This window comes from Achromobacter sp. 413638 (assembly GCF_043119405.1).
GTDB lineage: Bacteria > Pseudomonadota > Gammaproteobacteria > Burkholderiales > Burkholderiaceae_B > Achromobacter.
This window is the reverse complement of the sequence record NZ_JBICCO010000019.1, coordinates 23,061-41,099: the sequence shown is the minus strand read 5'-3', so window position 1 is coordinate 41,099 and position 18,039 is coordinate 23,061. Positions and strand designations below refer to the sequence as shown.

Genomic DNA, 18,039 nt, shown 5'->3' with positions numbered 1-18,039 from the left:
CCCGGCCTACAGGCTCATCGACCGCCCGCGCCGCTGCGCGACTGTTCCGAGTTCTCCACCAAGACCGCTTCGGCGAGCCGGTTCAGGCGTTGCCACAGCGTCGGGGACACCTCTGTACCGTGTTCCAGCGCGCGCCGGCCGGCCTGTGCGTAGTCCGCCGGCGTGACCCGTCGGGCGATCCGGGCGGCGTCGGCCTCGAGGGCGGGAGCAGGCAGGGGCTCGATATCCAGCGTCAGCGTCAGGGAGCGTGGCGATTCCGCAGCGCCGCGTTCCGGCAGGGCCGCCGTCTGGTAGCTCGGATAATCGGCGCCGCTTTCGATCCAGGCGGTGTGGCGATGCGCTGGCGCATCGCCGTCGTCCCATCGCGCCTGGGCCCAGCAGCCCTTGCGGGCGCAATCCGCCAGCAGCTTGAGGACGCACTTGCGATCGCGGCAGTCCAGGATTTCCAGCTGGATCCGGCCTTGCCGGGACGCGCGCAGGCAGGCCAGGTCCAGCAGGGACGGCAGGGCGTCCAGCGCGCTGCGACCATGGCATCGTGCGACCAGGCGGCCGGGAGCCGGGACGCTCAGTTCGGTGGCGGGCAGCGCGGGGTCGGCCTGCCACGCCAGCGCGTCCAGGCCGTCTTCGCCATGCAGCGGCAGCCAGCCGGCCATGGCGGCGGCATCCTCGTATTGGCCTTGCGGGTAGCCCAGCCCTTCGAAGACGCGTTTGAGCAGGGCGGCCAGTTCGTTGGCGGAGATCAGCATCAGGCGGTTTCCTGGGCGGGTGCGAGTGGCAGGAACCAGTCGTCGTCAAAGGGGTGTCCGATATCTTCCAGCAAGGGAGCCCCCTGGAACATGGTGTTGCGGACCCACAGGCGCGAGCGCGGGTCGAACTTGCTCACACCGAAGAAGGACAGCTTGCAGCGCAGCAGGTGCATGGGCAGCACGTCGCGGTCCAGCAGGTTGGCGCGGATTTCGCCGTAGCGCGTCGCCGCCATGGTCTGGATGCGGCGAACGATCCCGCGATCCTCGGGATGGCGGAAGAGAAAATCCGCGACCCGGTCGTGAGGATGCGTGGCCAGGTCACGGACCAGCCGCCGGTGGCATTGCTGCGCCAAGAGGGCGATGCCCAGCGGCATCTGTTTTTCGCGGCCCGCGTCGATGCCGCACAGGCCGAGCCGGGGTTCCTGCTTTTCCTGCGACCGGTACCAGAATGTCGCCTGCGCGCCGTCGGCGTCGAAGTCGATCTCCAGGGCCCAGCGGTAGGCGGATTCGATCAGCGCGCGCAGCTCGGCGGCCGGCATGTCCGGCCTCAGTTCCAGGCGTTCGGGCAGCGCCAGGCGTTCATCCAGGTCATCCACCCGCTCCGGGTGCAGTTCCAGCAGGATGCAGTTGAGCAGTTCCTGGCCCTGCAGGCTGCAATGGCGCGTCGCCCACTCCAGCAGCGGATTCCAGTATTCCAGCCGCGCGCCTTCCAGCCAGCCGGACAGGGCCTGCATGTCCGCGAGGGTGCGCTGGTTGTTGCCGGTCTGCCATTCGTCCTCGGTATGGGTCTCCCGGAGATGGCGGATGGCGCGGTCCAGCAGCTGCGGCAGTCGTGCGCGCGCGGCGGCGGGGGCGGGCGCGGCGACGATGCGGGCGAGCGCCAGTTCGCGCATCTCGACCCAGCGGCTGATGAGCTGCGGATGGTTGATCAGGTAGGGCGCCATGCCCAGGCCCGTCGAATTGCCGATGCCGAAGTAGCGCTTGAGCGCCGGTTCGAGCGCCACCGCCGTGGCGGGCGCGCGATGGCGGGCGATATGCTCGGCCTGCCGCAGGCTGAAGTTGCGCAGCATGAAACAGGTGAACATTTCTGCGGCGAAGGGACGGGCGAAATCAGGATGCCTGCCCCGGATCTTTTCCCAGTCGGCCATGCCCAGCTTGCCGCTGCCGTAGACCGCCGTTGTGCGGTACAGGTAGCCGACACGCGTGATCCGGGCCGCGTCGGGCTGCCGCCCCCGGGCCAGCGCGTCCACGACATAGTCGAAGTTGCGCACGCTCCGGTTGGCGCGCGACAGCACCATCGTGCGGGCGTCCAGCCTGCCGGCTTCCTGCAAGGGCACGTTGCGGCGCAGGCTGTCCAACTGGTCCGGATCGACCTCGCCTTCGCACAGCGCCATGGTCAGGTCCCATTCGCTGGCGATGACGCGGTCGTTGCGCTTTTCCGGCGCCAGGTATTGGGAGAACAGCACGAAGCTGAACAGGCCGTTGGGTGTGTGGATGCGGTAGATCGCGGTGCCGTGGCCATCGGCGTCCAGCTCGAAGCGCGAGGCGTCGATCCGCCAGCGCTCGCGCATGATCCGGCGCACCAGGGCGCGCATGAAGCTCAGGCGGCTCTGATGCAGGCTGCCCAGCCGTTCCAGATCCATGACCTGGCCGGCCGGGCGCATGGGCAGGGTCGCGGCTTCGGCCTGGCTGGCTTCCCCGGTGCTAAGCGTGTTCATACTCGGACTCTCAATGGAATGGCGCCGTGCGTCCGCGACAGCATGGCGGACAGCAGGATGCGAGGCGTCGATGTGCCGTCGATATTGGGACAGGCTGACCGGCGGCGCAATTCAGATCGGTCTATTGCTTGATAAGCAGAATTTATGGAGAGACTGTTTTTGATGAGTGGGGCTGCTCAGTTCCGGGAGGCGAGGCCGTTGTCGCGCAGGATGAAGTCGAACAGCGCCTGGGCGGCTACCGGCAGCGAGCGATTGGCCAGGCGCACCAGGCCGATGTCGCGGCTGGCGAGGGGCGCGGCCAGCGGAATGAAGCGCAATGCGCCGGGCTCGGCGGGAAACGCCAGGCGGGGCAGGGTGGTGATGCCCATGCCGGCCTCGATCATGGCCAGCAGTGAAATCATGTTCGAGATGTAGATCTGCGATTCGGCGATCAGCTCGCCGGCGCTGGTCCCCGCGAGCAGCCGGGACGTGCCGTTGGCGATCAGCCGGTGGCCGCGCAGCTGCTGCCAGTCGAGCTTTTTCCTGGCCGCCAGCGGATGGTCCCGGTGGCAGACCACGCCGATGCTGTCCTTCCAGATCGGCGTGAAGCGCAGATCGCTTTCCGGCTCCCAGACGCTGGAAATGCCGAAATCCACCTGGCGGTTCTTCACCATGGCCAGCACCGCCTCGGAGCTGTCGTCGAACAGGCTGACATGCAGGCCGGCATCCTGGCCGATGAAGCGCGTGAGGATATCCGGCAGCAGGCGGCTGGCGACCGATGGCACCGAGGCGATGCGCAGATGTCCGGACTTGTTCTGCGCCACCAGGTTCATCTCGCGCATCACGCGGTCGTGATGGTCGATCAATTCCCTGGCGTAGGCGAGGAACTGCTGGCCGAAGGGCGTCAGGTCCGGCTTGACGACGCGCGCATTGCGTTTTTCGAACAGGGGCTGGCCCAGCTTGTCTTCCAGGTCGCGGATGGACAGGGATATGGCGGGCTGGGTGCGATGCGCCCGTTCCGCGGCGGCATGGAACCCCTGCAGTTCCACGACCCAGACGAAATGACGCAACTGGACGATCCTGAGGTCTGGCAGCATGGTAAGTTTCACTTATCAAACAATAGTTGGAACTAACTTTATTTTATATGTGCCGGCTCCTACCATGCGATCAACAGCATAGGGAGGCAGGCATGGCCAGCAGCATATTCAGCAACTACATCAACGGCGCCTGGGTCGAGGGCGCTTCCAGCATCGTCAATCGCAGCCCCGCCGACACCGAAGACGTGGTGGGACGCTATGCGCAGGCGGACGCCGATCAGGTCGACCGGGCCATCGCGGCGGCCGCCGCCGCCCAGCCCGCCTGGGCGCGCAGCGGGCTGGAGGAACGCTGGCGCGTGCTCATGGCGATCGGTGACGAGCTGATCGCGCGCAAGGCAGAACTGGGCGAGCAGTTGTCGCGCGAAGAAGGCAAGACGCTGGCCGAGGGCGTGGGCGAAGTGCATCGTTCGGGCCAGTTTTTCCACTACTACGCGGCCGAAGTGTTGCGGCAGCTGGGCGAGACGGCGGACTCCGTGCGTCCGGGCGTGGAAATCGAGGTGCGCCGCGAGCCGGTCGGCGTGGTCGCCATCATCACGCCGTGGAATTTCCCGATGGCCACGGCGGCCTGGAAGATCGCGCCGGCGCTGGCCTTTGGCAACGCGGTCGTGTTCAAGCCCGCCAACGCCGTGCCTGCCAGCGCCTGGGCGCTGACCGAGATCATCGCGCGCCAGCCCCTGCCCGCAGGCGCCTTCAACCTGGTCATGGGCAGCGGCGCCGAGGTCGGGGAGCGGCTGATCCAGTCGGCGGCGATCCAGGCGCTGAGCTTCACGGGCTCGGTCGAGACCGGCCGCCGGGTCGCGGCCGCGACGGCCGCCAATTTCGTGCGCTGCCAACTGGAAATGGGCAGCAAGAACGCCCTGGTGGTGCTGGACGACGCCGATCTGCCCCTGGCGGTGGAATGCGCGGTGAATGGCGCGTTCTTCGGCACCGGGCAGAAGTGCACCGCCTCATCCCGACTGATCGTGACCGAGGGCATACACGACCGCTACGTGCAGGCGCTGGTGGAACGCATCGGGCAGCTGAAGGTCGGCCATCCCTTGCGCGAGGGCGTGCACATCGGTCCGGTGATCGACGAGGGCCAGCTGGCGCGGAACCTGCGTTACATCGAGCTGGCGCGGGCCGAGGGCGCGCGACTGGCCTGCGGCGGCGAGCGCATCGAGGATGAGCGCCCCGGGTACTACATGCGTCCCGCGCTGTTCGTCGACACGCGCAATGACATGCGCATCAACCGCGAGGAAGTCTTCGGTCCGATCGCCTGCGTCATCAAGGCGCGCGACTACGAGGATGCGCTGACCATGCTCAACGACACGCGTTTCGGCCTTACGGCCGGCATCGTCACCCGGTCGCTGCGGCACGCCAGCGATTTCAAGCGGCGCGCCCGCACCGGCTGCGTCATGGTCAACCTGCCCACCGCCGGCACCGACTATCACGTGCCGTTCGGCGGCCGTGGCGATTCCAGCTTCGGCCCCAGGGAGCAGGGGCAGTACGCCCGCGATTTCTATACGGCGGTCAAGACCGTCTACATCCGTCCTTGAGGAAACATGATCATGCAAGACATGCTGGTGATCGACGGCCTGCAATATTCCAACTGGAGCGAGGCGCTGTTCCGCCAGATGCGCGAGGGCGGCCTGAGCGCCGTGCACGCGACGATCGCCTACCATGAGACCGCGCGCGAGACGCTGTCGCGCATCGGGGAATGGAATCGCCGCTTCGAGGCCTGGCCCGGGCTGATCCGCCCCGTGCGGCAGGCGTCGGACATTACGCTGGCGCAACGGGAGGGGCGGGTAGGCGTATTCTTCGGCTTCCAGAACTGCTCGCCCATCGAGGACGATATCGACCTGGTCGAGGTGTTTCGCCAGCTGGGGGTCTTCGTCATGCAGCTGACCTACAACAACCAGAGCCTGCTGGCTTCGGGCTGCTACGAAAGCGAGGACAACGGCATTTCGCGCTTCGGCAGGCAGGTGATCGGCGAGATGAATCGCGTCGGCATGCTGATCGACATGTCGCACAGCGCCGAGCGCAGCACCCTGCAGGCCATTGAACTGTCCGCGCGGCCGGTGATCATTTCCCACGCCAACCCCAGCAGCTTCCATCCTGCCCGGCGCAACAAGTCCGATGCCGTGTTGCGCGCGATCGCGCAATCCGGGGGGCTGCTGGGCTTCAGCACCTATCCCTTCCATCTGCGCGGCGGCCCGGCCTGCCGCCTGGACGAGTTCTGCGACATGGTGGCGCGCACGGCGGACCTGATGGGCGTGGACCACATCGGCATCGGCACCGACCTGTGCCAGCAGCAGCCGCTGCAGGTGTTGGAATGGATGCGCAACGGCCGCTGGAGCAAGGCCAAGGATTATGGCGAGGGATCGGCCGCCAACGCGGACTGGCCGGCGCCCCTGCCGTGGTTCCGCGACAGCCGGGACTTTCCCGTGATCGCGGCGGGCCTGCGCGAGCGGGGCTTCGTCGATGATGAACTGCGCAGGATCATGGGGCTGAACTGGCTGCATCAGCTGGAGCAGGGCACCGCGCCACGGCCTTGAGAGCCGGCGGGGCCATGAAGAAAACCCCACGCCACGCCCGTTCACGCGGGCTGGCAGCCCCCCGATGAGGTCTGGGGCGGCTTTGGGGAAAAATAACGAGGAGACAATCATGAACGAGATTCCGGCCCGCGCAGCGGGCGGCGAGCAGGCGCGGCCCGCGCTTATGCAGGGCATGGACTGGCCGCTGCTGGCCGTCAGCGGCGGCTTCCTGCTGTGCTTCCTGGCGGCGGCCCTGGTGGACATCGACGCCGTGTCGGCGCTGGTCGGCGCCTTGTTCGCCTGGTCGACGAAGGTGTTCGGCCTGTACTGGCAGATCCTGATGCTGGCGACCTTCGTCATCAGCCTGGGCATCGGCTTCAGCCGCTGCGGCCGCGTGCGCCTGGGCGGCGTGGACAGACGGCCCGACATCAGCACCTTCAACTGGATCGCCGTGATCATGTGCGCGCTGCTGGCGGGCGGCGGCGCGTTCTGGGCCGCCGCCGAGCCCTTGATGCACTTCGCCAGTCCGCCGCCCCTGTTTGCCCAGGTGCAGCCGAAGACCGAAATGGCGGCGCACGTGGCGCTGGCGCAGTCCTTCGTGCACTGGGGCTTCCTGGCTTGGGCCGTGCTTGGCAGCCTGCTGGCCATCGTGCTGATGCACCTGCACTACGACAAGGGCCTGCCGCTGGCGCCTCGCACGCTGCTGTATCCGCTGCTGGGCGAGCGCGCGCTCAAGGGGATGATCGGCAGCCTGGTCGACGCCGCCTGCATCATCGCGGTGGTCGCGGGCACGATCGGCCCGATCGGCTTCCTGGGCCTGCAGATCAGCAATGCGCTGCACGCCGTGTGGGGCCTGCCGAACGACCTGACCACGCAGTCCATCACCATCATCCTGGTGACGGCCATGTACACCACGTCCTGCCTGGTGGGGTTGAACGGCATCCGCGTGGTCAGCGAGATCAATGTCTGGCTCATGATCGGGTTGGCGCTGTTCATGATCGTGGCCGGGCCGACGCTGTTCATCCTGTCGGCCTTTCCCACGGCGTTCGGCTTGCAGCTGGAGTACTTCCTGCCGATGACGACGTATCGCGCGGATCCGAAGTGGCTGGACTGGTGGACCATCTTCTACTGGGGCTGGTTCATCGGCTATGCGCCGATGATGGGCCTGTACGTCGCCAAGGTGTCGCGCGGCCGCAGCATACGCCAGATCATCGGCACGCTGTCCATCGTCGCGCCGCTGGTGACCATGTTCTGGTTCACGGTGGTGGGGGGCGCCGGCATCGGGCTCGAATTGCAGAATCCGGGCAGCGTCACGGCCCATGGCAGCGAACCCGAGGCGATGCTGCTGGGCATCACGCAGAATCTGCCCTGGGCCGGGCTGGTGTCCGCGCTGTTCATCTTCCTGAGCTTCATCTCGGTCGCCACCAATGGCGACGCCATGGCCTATACCGTGGCCATGGCCATGTCCGGCAACGACACGCCCAGGAAATGGCTGCGCGCCTTCTGGTGCATCGGCATGGGACTGGCGGCCGTGGTGTTGATCACGATCGGCGCGGGGGGCGTGAGCGCGCTGCAATCGTTCATCGTGATCACCGCCGTGCCGGTCTCGCTGCTGATCCTGCCGGCCTTGTGGGATGCGCCGCGCATCGCGCTGGCCATGGCGCGCGAGCAGCTGGGCCAGCGGCGCGGCGTGGGCGAGGCGGTCTAGTGTGCCGTCCGGGTGGACGACTGGCGCCGGCCTCGGCTCAGGCCGCGCGCAGCGTCACGTCGATCCAGCCGCGCAAGGCGTTGGACAGGCGGATCCCGTCCGCCGCGTGCAGGTCGGCCAGGGTCAGCACCTTTTCCTTCGCCTGGCCGGTTTCCAGCAGCTCGGCGCGCTGCACGCCCGGCAGGCAGCCGCAATCGACCGGCGGCGTGTACCAGTGCGCGCCCAGGCGCAGGTAGACGTTGCTGCGGCTGCCTTCGCACAGCTCGCCGCGCTCGTTCAGGTAGAGCAGGTCGAACAGGTGCGGGTGGGACGGCAGCCACTCGATGGTCTTGGTGTACCAGGGGCGGTGGGTGGTCTTGTAGCGCAGCAGCGGTTCGGACGAACGCAGCGCCTCGGGCGCCAGCATCACTTCCTGCACGGCCGGCAGCGGCGGCAGGGGGGCGGTCTGGATGCTGCGGCCGCCGTCGCGCGCCACCAGCAGGCGCAGCCGGTGCGGGCCGGGCGCGGACAGGGCCAGGGCGGCGACCAGGATGTCGGCCTCGACGGCGGGGCCGGCCCAGGCATAGTCCAGCGCCTTGCAGGAGGCTTCCAGCCGCTTCAGGTGCCGCGCCAGCAGCGGCATGCGGCGCTGGGCATCGACCAGGATGGTCTCGATCAGTTCGGGTTGCATGGGACGCTCCTGGGGAAGGGGGGACGGGCGCGGGCCGCGTTCTATCCTACTACCGGCCCGGGGAATTTGGGCCCTCAGCCCTTGAGAATGCGGGCTTTCCAGTGGCATTCCTGCCATTCGGAGGCCGGGTCGGAGTCGTGGACGATGCCGCCGCCCACGCCGTAGACGCCGGCGCCAGCCGCGTCCACGACCAGCGTGCGGATCGCCACGTTCAGCGAGAAATCGCCGTCCGGCGCCAGCCAGCCGATGCTGCCGCAGTACAGGCCGCGCGGCGCGATCTCCATCTGGCGGATGCGGCGCATGGCGGCGATCTTGGGCGCGCCGGTGATGGAGCCGCAGGGGAACAGCGCCCGCAGCACGTCTTCCAGCGAGGCGCGGGGGGCGCGCGCCGAGACGGTGGACGTCATGGTCCAGACCGTGGGATAGCGTTCCAGCGAGAATAGCGCGTCCACCGTCACCGAGCCGGGCTCGGCCAGCCGGCCCAGGTCGTTGCGCAGCAGGTCCACGATCATCAGGTTCTCGGCGCGGTTCTTCTCGCTGGCCAGCAGCTCGCGGCCCAGGCGCTCGTCCTCGGTCCGGTCGGGATGGCGCGGCGCCGTGCCCTTCATGGGCCGGGTGGTCAGGCGCTCGCCGTCGCGCCGGATGAACAGTTCGGGCGAGAAGGACAGCACGCTGCGCTCGCCGTCCTGGATGAAGGCGGCGTGCGCCACCGGATTGCGCGCGGCGATGCGGCGGTACAGCGTGGCCGGATCGCCGGCCAGGCGCAGGTCCAGCGGCTGGGTGTAGTTGACCTGGTACAGCTCGCCGGCGCCGATCAGGTCGCGGATCTCGTCGATGCGGCGCAGGTAGTCGGCTTCGGCCATGCGTGGCGCGGCGGGCGTGAGCGTGGCGGCGGGCGTGTCCGGGCCGGGCGAGTCCCAGGGCGCTTCGTCGGTCTTGCCGTCGAAGACCAGCGCGCGCAGCCGTGGCTGGCCGTCGTCGGCCGGCGGCGTCCAGGGGCCGGCGGGCGCGGCCCGCGCGGCCTCGGGCAGCAGCCATTCGCCCAGCTCGTAGTCCAGCATCAGCGCGACCCAGCGGCCCTGGCGGCGCTCGGCCTCGATGGCCTGGAGCGCCGGGCCTACCTCGGCGGCGGCGCGCGCCTCGATGCGGCGGCGCAAGCCGTCCAGCCGCAGGGCGCGGCCGGCCAGCCGGTCTTCAAAGCGACAAAGCATGCTTGCCTATTGCTGATGAGCCAGGAATTCCGTCAGGACGCGGCCGGTGTGGGACTTGTCCTTCAGGGTCATCACGTGTTCCGGCGAACCCTGGGCGACCAGCTGGCCGCCGCCGGTGCCGCCCTCGGGGCCCAGGTCCAGCAGCCAGTCGGCCTCGGCGATCACGTCCAGGTTGTGCTCGATCACGACCACGGTGTTGCCCGCCTCGACCAGCCGGTGCAGCACGTGGATCAGTTTCTCCACGTCCGCCATCGACAGGCCGACCGTCGGCTCGTCCAGCACGTACAGCGTGTGCGGGATGCGCGAGGCGCGGCCGGTCTTGATCAGGCCGTCGGTCAGGCGGGCCTTGGACAGCTCGGTCACCAGCTTGATGCGCTGCGCCTCACCGCCGGACAGCGTGGGCGAGGGCTGGCCCAGCGTCAGGTAGCCCAGGCCCACGTCCTGCATCAGCTGCAGCGGTCGGTGGATCTTGGGATGGGCGGCGAAGTAGCCGATCGCGTCGTCCACTTCCATGGACAGCAGTTCGCCGGCGTTCTTGCCGCGCATCTGCACGCTCAGCGTGTCCTGGTTGAAGCGCGCGCCGTTGCAGGCGTCGCAGGGTACCTTCACGTCCGGCAGGAAGTTCATCTCGATGGTGCGCATGCCCTGGCCCTCGCAGATCGGGCAGCGGCCGTCGCCGGTGTTGAAAGAGAAGCGCGCCGAGGTCCAGCCGCGCATGCGGGCCTCGCGCGTGTCGGCGAACTGCTTGCGCACGTCGTCCCAGAAGCCCACGTAGGTGGCGGGGCAGGAGCGCGGCGTCTTGCCGATGGGCGTCTGGTCCACTTCCAGCACGCGGTCGATGGCCTCCCAGCCGGTGATGCTGTCGCAGCCGGCCCAGCCGGGCGGCTTGCCTTGCGAGACGGCCTGCATCAGGTTGTCCAGCAGCACTTCGCGCGCCAGCGTGGACTTGCCCGAGCCGGACACGCCCGTCACCACGCTCAGCCGGCCCACCGGGATCTGCGCGTCGACATGGCGCAGGTTGTGCAGGCGCGCGCCGCGGATCTGGATCATGGGCGTGTCGGCCTCGACCGGGCGGCGGCCCTGCAGCGGGTGCTTGAGCGGATGGGCCAGGTAGCGGCCGGTGACGGATTCGGGGGCGTCGATCAGGTCCTGGGCGCTGCCCTGGGCCACCACGCGGCCGCCGCGCACGCCGGCGCCGGGGCCGATGTCGATGATGTGCGAGGCGCGGCGGATGGTGTCGTCATCATGCTCGACCACCACCAGCGTGTTGCCGTTGCCTTCCAGCCGCGCCAGCGCGTCCAGCAGGATGCGGTTGTCGCGCGGGTGCAGGCCGATGGTGGGCTCGTCCAGCACATAGCACACGCCCTGCAGGTTCGAGCCCAGCTGCGCGGCCAGCCGGATGCGCTGCGCCTCGCCGCCGGACAGCGTGGGCGCGGCGCGGTCCAGCGCCAGGTAGTTCAAGCCGACTTCCTGCATGAAGTTCAGGCGGCCGCGGATCTCGGTGAGGATGTCGCGGGCGATCTCGCCCTCGCGGCCGCGCGCCACCAGCCCGGTGAAGAAGGTGTGCGCGTCCGACACCGGCAGCGAGGCCAGTTCGGCGATCGACTTGTCGCGCCAGCGCACGGCGCGGGCCACGCGGTTCAGGCGCTGGCCGTCGCACTGCGTGCAGACCTTGGCCTCGCCTTCGTACCAGGCGTTCCAGGCGGTTTCCTCGCCGGTCTGCTCCTCGTCAAAGCCCTGCAGTTGCAGGCCGGTGCCGAAGCAGCCGGTGCACCAGCCGTGCTTGGAGTTGTACGAGAACAGGCGCGGATCGGGTTCGGGGAAGCTGATGCCGCAGGACGGGCAGGCGCGCTTGACCGAGAAGTGCTGTTGCTGCAGGTCGCTGTCCAGCGCCTCGTGCAGCTTGTTCACCGGCCAGACCACGGACATCACGCCCTGGCCGTTCTCCAGCGCGCTCTTGACCGCGGCGCGCAGCTCGGCCTCGTTGGCCGGATCGACCACCACGTCCGCCACCGGCAGCTCGATGGTGTGTTCCTTGTAACGGTCCAGGCGCGGCCACGGCGCTACGGGAATGAACTGACCGTCGACGCGCAGGTGCGAGTGGCCGCGCGCGCCGGCCCACTTGGCCAGGTCGGTGTAGTAGCCCTTGCGCGCGGTGACCAGCGGGGCCAGGAGGCCGATGTGCTCGCCCCTGCGCTCGCGCAGCAGGCGGGCCACGATCTGGTCGGTGTTCTGCGGCTCGACGGCGACGTTGCAGTCGGGGCAGTATTGCGTGCCGAGCTTGACGTAGAGCAGGCGCAGGAAGTGATGGATCTCGGTCATCGTGGCCACGGTGGACTTGCGTCCGCCGCGGCTGGTGCGCTGCTCGATGGCGACCGTGGGCGGGATGCCGAAGATGGCGTCCACGTCGGGCTTGCCGGCAGGCTGCACGATGGCGCGGGCGTAGGCGTTGAGCGATTCCAGGTAGCGGCGCTGGCCTTCGTTGAAGAGGATGTCGAAGGCCAGGGTGGACTTGCCCGAGCCGGACACGCCGGTGATCACGGTGAACTTGTCGCGCGGGATCTCGACGTTGACGTTCTTCAGGTTGTGCTCGCGCGCGTTGCGGATCTCGATGGACATGGCGCTCTGGCGGCGCGCGCGCATCAGCGATTGCAGCGGCGTGCCTACGCCGGCGCCATAGGGCGCGTCCGGTTCGGCGATGCGCGCGCTCAGGCCGGCTTGTTCGGCTTCCTGCGCGTCGATGTCGCTGGACACGACCACGTCGGCGACCGGGGTCGGCAGGATGCTGGTTTCATAGTCGCGCAGCGCCGCGCCGGTATGCGACTTGGGGTTGTCCATCAGGTCCTGCGGCGTGCCGGCGCCGATCACCAGGCCGCCGGCGTCGCCGCCTTCGGGGCCCAGGTCGATCAGCCAGTCGGCCGCGCGGATCACGTCCAGGTTGTGCTCGATCACCAGCAGCGTGTGGCCGGCGGCCAGCAGCTTGCGGAAGGCGCGCATCAGCCGCGCCACGTCATCGAAGTGCAGGCCGGTGGTGGGTTCGTCGAACAGGAACAGGCTGCCCTTCTTGGCGACCTTGGCGGTGGAGATGCCGCTGCGCGCGGCCTCGGCCAGGTGGCCGGCCAGCTTCAGGCGCTGCGCCTCGCCGCCGGACAGCGTCGGCACGGGCTGGCCCAGGCGCACGTATTCCAGGCCCACGTCGCCCAGCGGCGCCAGCCCGGTCTGCACGTCGCGCAGGCCCTTGAAGAAGTCCAGCGCCTCGCTGACCGTCATTTCCAGCACTTCGTCGATGGACGCGCTCTTGCCCAGGTGCTCGACGCGCACTTCCAGCACCTCGGGGCGGAAGCGCTTGCCGTCGCAGTCGGGGCAGCGCAGGTAGACGTCCGACAGGAACTGCATTTCCACGTGCTCGAAGCCGGTGCCGCCGCAGGTCGGGCAGCGGCCGTCGCCGCCGTTGAAGCTGAAGGTGCCGGCGGTGTAGCCGCGCTCGCGCGCCAGCGGCGCCTGCGCGAACAGCTTGCGGATCGCGTCGAAGGCGCCGACATAGCTGGCCGGGTTGGAGCGGGCGGTCTTGCCGATGGGGGTCTGGTCCACCATGACCACGTCGGCGATCTGCTCGGCGCCCAGCAGGCGCTGGAAGGCGCCGGGCGCCTCGGTCGGCTTGCCCTTCTGCTTGAGCAGGGCGGGGTAGAGCACGTCCTGCACCAGCGTGGACTTGCCCGATCCGGACACGCCGGTCACGCAGACCAGCCGGCCCAGCGGCAGCTCGACCGAGACGTTCTTCAGGTTGTGCGCGCTGACGCCTTCCAGGATCAGGCGCGGCGTGTTGGCCGCCACCGGCATGGGGCGCGGCGCCTCGACGCGCAGGCGGCTGCCGAGATAGTCGCCGGTCAGGGTGGGCGCGGCGCGCAGCGCGGCGGGCGTGCCGTCGAAGACGATGCGGCCGCCGCGTTCGCCGGGGCCGGGGCCGATGTCGATGACGCGGTCGGCGGCCACCATGACCTGCGGGTCGTGCTCGACCACCACCAGCGTGTTGCCGGCGTTGCGCAGCCGGTGCATGACCTCGACCACGCGGTGCATGTCGCGCGGGTGCAGGCCGATGGACGGCTCGTCCAGTACGAACAGCGTGTTCACCAGCGAGGTGCCCAGCGCCGTGGTCAGGTTGATGCGCTGCACCTCGCCGCCGGACAGCGTGCGGCTCTGGCGGTCCAGCGTCAGGTAGCCCAGGCCCACGTCGCACAGGAACTTCAGGCGCGCGCGCACCTCGGTCATGAGCAGGTCGGTGGCGGCGTCCAGCGCGCCGGTGAAGGACAGCTTGTCGAAGAACAGGCGCACGCGCTCGATCGGCAGCAGCATCACGTCATGCACCGACAGGCCGTCCAGCGCGTCCAGCTGTTCGCGCGTCCAGCTCGCGCCCACCGGCATGAAGCGGCGGTAGCGGCCATCGTCGGGCGGCAGCACGGCGTCGGCTTCTTCCTTCGTGCCCAGGCGCCAGAGCAGCGCGTCCGGCTTCAGGCGCGCGCCATTGCAGGCGGGGCAGGGCGTGTAGCTGCGGTACTTGGACAGCAGCACGCGCACGTGCATCTTGTAGGCCTTGGTTTCGAGCCAGTCGAAGAAGCGCTGCACGCCGTACCACTGGTGCTTCCAGGCGTCGTTGCCGCCCTTCCAGTCGGGCGTGCCGTGCAGCACCCAGTGCTTGTGCTCGGGCTTCATGTCCTTCCAGGGCACGCCCAGCGGCACGCCGGCGCGCGGCGCGTACTTCTGCAGGTCGTCCTGGCATTCCTTGTAGGACGGCGTGGTCCAGGGCTTGATCGCGCCTTCGAGCAGGGTCTTGGTCTCGTCCGGGATCACCAGGCCGAAGTCGATGCCGATGACGCGGCCGAAGCCACGGCAGGATTCGCAGGCGCCCAGCGGCGAATTGAACGAGAAGCTGCTGGGCAGCGGATCGGTGTATTCGATATCGCAGTCGGCGCAGTGCAGGCGGTCGCTGTACTTCCAGACCTGGGCGTCCTGGCCCTCGTCGTCCATGACGTGCACGGCCAGGTGGCCGGCGCCCATGCGCAGGGCCGTGTCCAGCGCTTCCATCACGCGCTCGCGCTCGGCGCCGGAAAAGCGGAAGCGGTCCTGCACCACGTGCAGGATGCGGCGGGCCTCGGCGCCGGCCTTGGCGGCCTTGCCTTTTTCCTTGCCCTTCTTCGCCGGCGCGGCGGCGCGCGGCGCGGCGTTTTCCTCGGCGTGCACGCGGGTGTAGCCCTGTTGCTCCAGGAAGCCGCGGACTTCTTCTTCGGTGAAGTTGGCCGGCACCGCGATCGGGAAGGTCACGACCAGGCGCGGATCGCCGGCGGCGGCCGAGCGTTCGGCCAGCGCGTGGAAGATCGAGTCGGGCGTGTCGCGCCGCACCAGCTTGCCGCAACCCCGGCAGAACAGGCGCGCGCCGCGCGCGAACAGCAGCTTCAGGTGGTCGTTCAGCTCGGTCATCGTGCCGACCGTGCTGCGCGAGCTGCGCACTGGGTTGGTCTGGTCGATGGCGATGGCCGGCAGGATGCCCTCGATGCGGTCCACCTGCGGCTTGTCCATGCGATCCAGGAACTGGCGCGCATAGGGCGAGAAGGTTTCCACGTAGCGGCGCTGGCCTTCGGCGTACAGGGTGTCGAAGGCCAGCGAGCTTTTGCCCGAGCCGGATACCCCGGTCACGACCACGAGTTCGCCCGTGGCGATGGTCAGGTCCAGGTTCTTGAGGTTGTTCTGGCGTGCGCCAACGATGCGGATTTCTGAGCTCATGGGGCGGTATCGTAGCCTGAAGGAATGGGCTGGTCCGGGCGGCTTCGGCGCCGCTGGTTCCGGGCGCGGCGATATGGAATAATTGCCTATATCGTGAGCATGCTGTCTATATTATGGACAGCATGCCGCGCCAAACTGTACAAATAAACAGTATCGCAGATTCGTCTGAAAATCGTGCGTCATGCGTTGGGCGTACGCGAATAACCCGATAACGGATGGGGAATTCCTTGCTGGAGACCAAGGTGGCGGGCGCCGCGGCGTTCGCCAAGTTCATGACCGTGCTGCAGGCCGTGGCCGACGCGCAGCAGCCGCCCACCGCGGCGGCTCTGGCGCGCGCCTGCGGCTATCCCAGGCCCACGGTCTACCGGATCCTGGCCGCGCTGGCCGAGCAGGGCATGCTGATGGAAAGCGGCGGCGCCTATCGCCTCGGGCCGCGCCTGCTACAGCTGGCCAGCCGCTCCTGGTCCCAGTTCGACCTGCGCGCCGCGCTGGCGCCCGAGCTGCAGGCGCTGCGCGACGCCACCGGCGAGACCGTGCACCTGGCGGTGCCCGCCGGCGCCGAGATGGTCTATATCGACAAGCTGGAAAGCCCCGGTCCGGTGCGCATGGTGTCGCGCGTGGGCGCGGGCGTGGCCCTGCATTCCAGCGCCGTGGGCAAGGCTTATCTGGCCGCGCTGGGCGAGGCCGAGCGCGAACGGCTGCTGGACGGACTGCCGCTGGAAGCGCGCATGCCGTCCACGCTGGCCAGCCTGCCGGCCCTGCGCGCCGCGCTGGCCGAGACCGCCGCGCGCGGCTATGCCGTCGACGACGAGGAAAACGAGCCCGGCATCGTCTGCTACGGCGTGGCGCTGCGCGACGCGGGCGGCCGGCCGGTGGCCGGCGTCAGCGTCAGCACGCTGCTGTTCCGCCGCCGCGACGATCCGCAATCCGCCTATATCGATCCCCTGCTGCGGCTGCGCGATGCGGCCGCCGCCAAACTCGCCATGCTGCCAGTGGCATCCGGCGCTGCTTGATCGGCGCGCCCGCCGCAATCCATTCAAAGGAACCCCATGAACGCCTCCGTCGATTCCCGCGCCTCCAAGCTGGCCGCCCTGCTGGCCGCCAGGGTGGTGCCCGTGCTGCGCTACACCGACGCGTCCGCCGCCGCCTATGCGGCCGAGGTCGCGGTGGCCGCCGGCTGCACCACGCTGGAACTCACCTGGACCATCCCGGGCGTGACCGACCTGCTGCGCGCGCTGCGCGACAAGCACGGCGACGCGCTGCTGCTGGGCGTGGGCACCGTGCTGGACGAAAGCCAGGCGCGCGAGGCGCTGGTGGCCGGCGCCGACTTCCTGGTCTCGCCGGCCCTGGCGACCGAGGCCGTGGACATGGCCCATGCCGCCGGCGCGCTGTGCCTGCTGGGCGCCTTCACGCCCACCGAGGTACTGGCCGCGCGGCGCGCGGGCGTGGACATGGTGAAGATCTTCCCCGCCGACACCGGTGGCCCCAAGCATCTGGCCGCGCTCAAGTCGGTCTACCCGGACACGGTGTTCTGCCCCACGGGCGGCGTGACGGTGGACAACATGGGCGCCTATTTCGCCGCCGGGGCCAGCATCGTCGGCATCGGCAGCAATCTCTATGACAAAGCCGCCTTCGCCGCGCGCGACACCGCCGCGCTGGTCAAGCAGATCATCCAGACCCGCGAGGCCGCCCATGCCTGAGATCGATATCGTCGCCCTGGGCGAACCCCTGGTCGAACTCAACCAGACCCGCGCCGGCGAGCCGCAATACCAGCAGGGCTTCGGCGGCGACACCTCCAACGCCGTCATCGCCGCCGCCCGCCAGGGCGCGCGCTGCGCCTACCTGACGCGGGTGGGCGGGGACAGCTTCGGCGCCCAGCTGCTGGAACTGTGGAAGGCCGAGGGCGTGGACACGTCCGGCGTGGAAGTGGACCCGGACGCCCATACCGGTCTGTACTTCGTGCAGCACGGCCCGCAGGGCCATTCCTTCAGCTACCTGCGGCGCGATTCCGCCGCCAGCCGCATGACGCCGGCCAGTCTCAAGGGCCAGCTGATCGAGCGCGCCCGCTACCTGCATGTCTCGGGCATCAGCCTGGCCATCAGCACCTCGGCCTGCGATACCGTGTTCGCCGCCATCGAGCGCGCCCATGCCGCCGGCGTCCAGGTCAGCCTGGATTCCAACCTGCGGCTGCGCCTGTGGCCGGTGGACCGCGCCCGCGCCATCCTGCGCGAGGCGCTGCGCCAGGCCGACCTGTTCCTGCCCAGCATGGACGACATGCAGCACCTGACAGGCAATGACGACCCGGAACGCACGCTGGACTGGATCCGCGACGCCGGCGCCACCGGGGTGGTGGTGCTCAAGCTGGGCAAGGACGGCTCCATCATCGACGACGGCCACGGGCGCAAGCCGGTGGCGGCGCTGCGGGTGGAGGCGGTCGACGCCACCGGCGCGGGCGACTGCTTCGCCGGCAGCCTGCTGGCCCGCCGCTGCAAGGGCGATTCCTGGGAGGACGCGGTGCGCTATGCCAATGTGGCGGCGGCCCTGTCCACGCTGGGGTATGGCGCGGTCGAGCCCCTGCCCAGCGCGGAGCAGGTCCAGGCGAAACTGTAGGATCCGCCC

Annotated in this window: 12 protein-coding genes; 6 read left to right on the top strand and 6 right to left on the bottom strand. The window is 69.2% G+C overall.

What is annotated here, in order from left to right; genetic code table 11:
* Positions 1-14: 14 nt before the first annotated feature.
* From ACEU5R_RS10355 to ACEU5R_RS10345, 3 genes are all read right to left on the bottom strand, one after another.
* Positions 15-746: a DUF3726 domain-containing protein gene (locus ACEU5R_RS10355; RefSeq protein WP_103272619.1), complete on the bottom strand. Its 732-nt coding sequence runs from the start codon at positions 744-746 to the stop codon at positions 15-17.
* Positions 746-2,464: a hypothetical protein gene (locus ACEU5R_RS10350; protein ID WP_392410075.1), complete on the bottom strand. Its 1,719-nt coding sequence runs from the start codon at positions 2,462-2,464 to the stop codon at positions 746-748. Before ACEU5R_RS10350 ends, ACEU5R_RS10355 begins: the two co-directional genes overlap by 1 nt.
* 176 nt (positions 2,465-2,640) lie before the next feature.
* Complete coding sequence (locus ACEU5R_RS10345) at positions 2,641-3,540, bottom strand: LysR family transcriptional regulator (RefSeq protein ID WP_103272621.1); 900 nt, start codon at positions 3,538-3,540, stop codon at positions 2,641-2,643.
* Between the two features lie 104 nt (positions 3,541-3,644).
* Between ACEU5R_RS10345 and ACEU5R_RS10340 the strand changes: the two genes are divergently transcribed.
* The 3 genes from ACEU5R_RS10340 (at position 3,645) to ACEU5R_RS10330 (ending at position 7,761) form a co-directional block, all read left to right on the top strand.
* Positions 3,645-5,075 (top strand): aldehyde dehydrogenase family protein, encoded by a 1,431-nt coding sequence (locus ACEU5R_RS10340; protein WP_392410085.1) that lies wholly within the window; start codon positions 3,645-3,647, stop codon positions 5,073-5,075.
* A gap of 12 nt (positions 5,076-5,087) precedes the next feature.
* Complete coding sequence (locus ACEU5R_RS10335; protein WP_103276327.1) at positions 5,088-6,074, top strand: dipeptidase; 987 nt, start codon at positions 5,088-5,090, stop codon at positions 6,072-6,074.
* A gap of 109 nt (positions 6,075-6,183) precedes the next feature.
* Positions 6,184-7,761, top strand: a complete 1,578-nt coding sequence (locus ACEU5R_RS10330; RefSeq protein ID WP_392410074.1) for a BCCT family transporter — start codon at positions 6,184-6,186, stop codon at positions 7,759-7,761.
* 37 nt (positions 7,762-7,798) lie between these two features.
* On the opposite strand, the gene ACEU5R_RS10325 is transcribed toward ACEU5R_RS10330, so the two are convergent.
* From ACEU5R_RS10325 to uvrA, 3 genes are all read right to left on the bottom strand, one after another.
* Positions 7,799-8,431: an aminotransferase class IV family protein gene (locus tag ACEU5R_RS10325; protein ID WP_212314023.1), complete on the bottom strand. Its 633-nt coding sequence runs from the start codon at positions 8,429-8,431 to the stop codon at positions 7,799-7,801.
* A 74-nt stretch (positions 8,432-8,505) separates the two neighbouring features.
* Complete coding sequence (locus ACEU5R_RS10320; RefSeq protein WP_392410073.1) at positions 8,506-9,642, bottom strand: aminodeoxychorismate synthase component I; 1,137 nt, start codon at positions 9,640-9,642, stop codon at positions 8,506-8,508.
* A gap of 6 nt (positions 9,643-9,648) precedes the next feature.
* Positions 9,649-15,420 (bottom strand): excinuclease ABC subunit UvrA, encoded by a 5,772-nt coding sequence (gene uvrA / locus ACEU5R_RS10315; RefSeq protein WP_392410072.1) that lies wholly within the window; start codon positions 15,418-15,420, stop codon positions 9,649-9,651.
* A 227-nt stretch (positions 15,421-15,647) separates the two neighbouring features.
* Between uvrA and ACEU5R_RS10310 the strand changes: the two genes are divergently transcribed.
* The 3 genes from ACEU5R_RS10310 to ACEU5R_RS10300 are packed head-to-tail and all read left to right on the top strand — an operon-like array spanning position 15,648 to position 18,030.
* Positions 15,648-16,433 (top strand): IclR family transcriptional regulator, encoded by a 786-nt coding sequence (locus tag ACEU5R_RS10310; protein ID WP_392410071.1) that lies wholly within the window; start codon positions 15,648-15,650, stop codon positions 16,431-16,433.
* Positions 16,434-16,469: 36 nt separating this feature from the next.
* Positions 16,470-17,120: a bifunctional 4-hydroxy-2-oxoglutarate aldolase/2-dehydro-3-deoxy-phosphogluconate aldolase gene (locus tag ACEU5R_RS10305; protein WP_103272628.1), complete on the top strand. Its 651-nt coding sequence runs from the start codon at positions 16,470-16,472 to the stop codon at positions 17,118-17,120.
* A complete protein-coding gene (locus ACEU5R_RS10300; RefSeq protein ID WP_392410070.1) occupies positions 17,113-18,030 on the top strand; it encodes a sugar kinase in 918 nt (305 codons plus the stop codon). The genes ACEU5R_RS10305 and ACEU5R_RS10300 overlap by 8 nt, the downstream gene beginning before the upstream one ends.
* Positions 18,031-18,039: the final 9 nt, after the last annotated feature.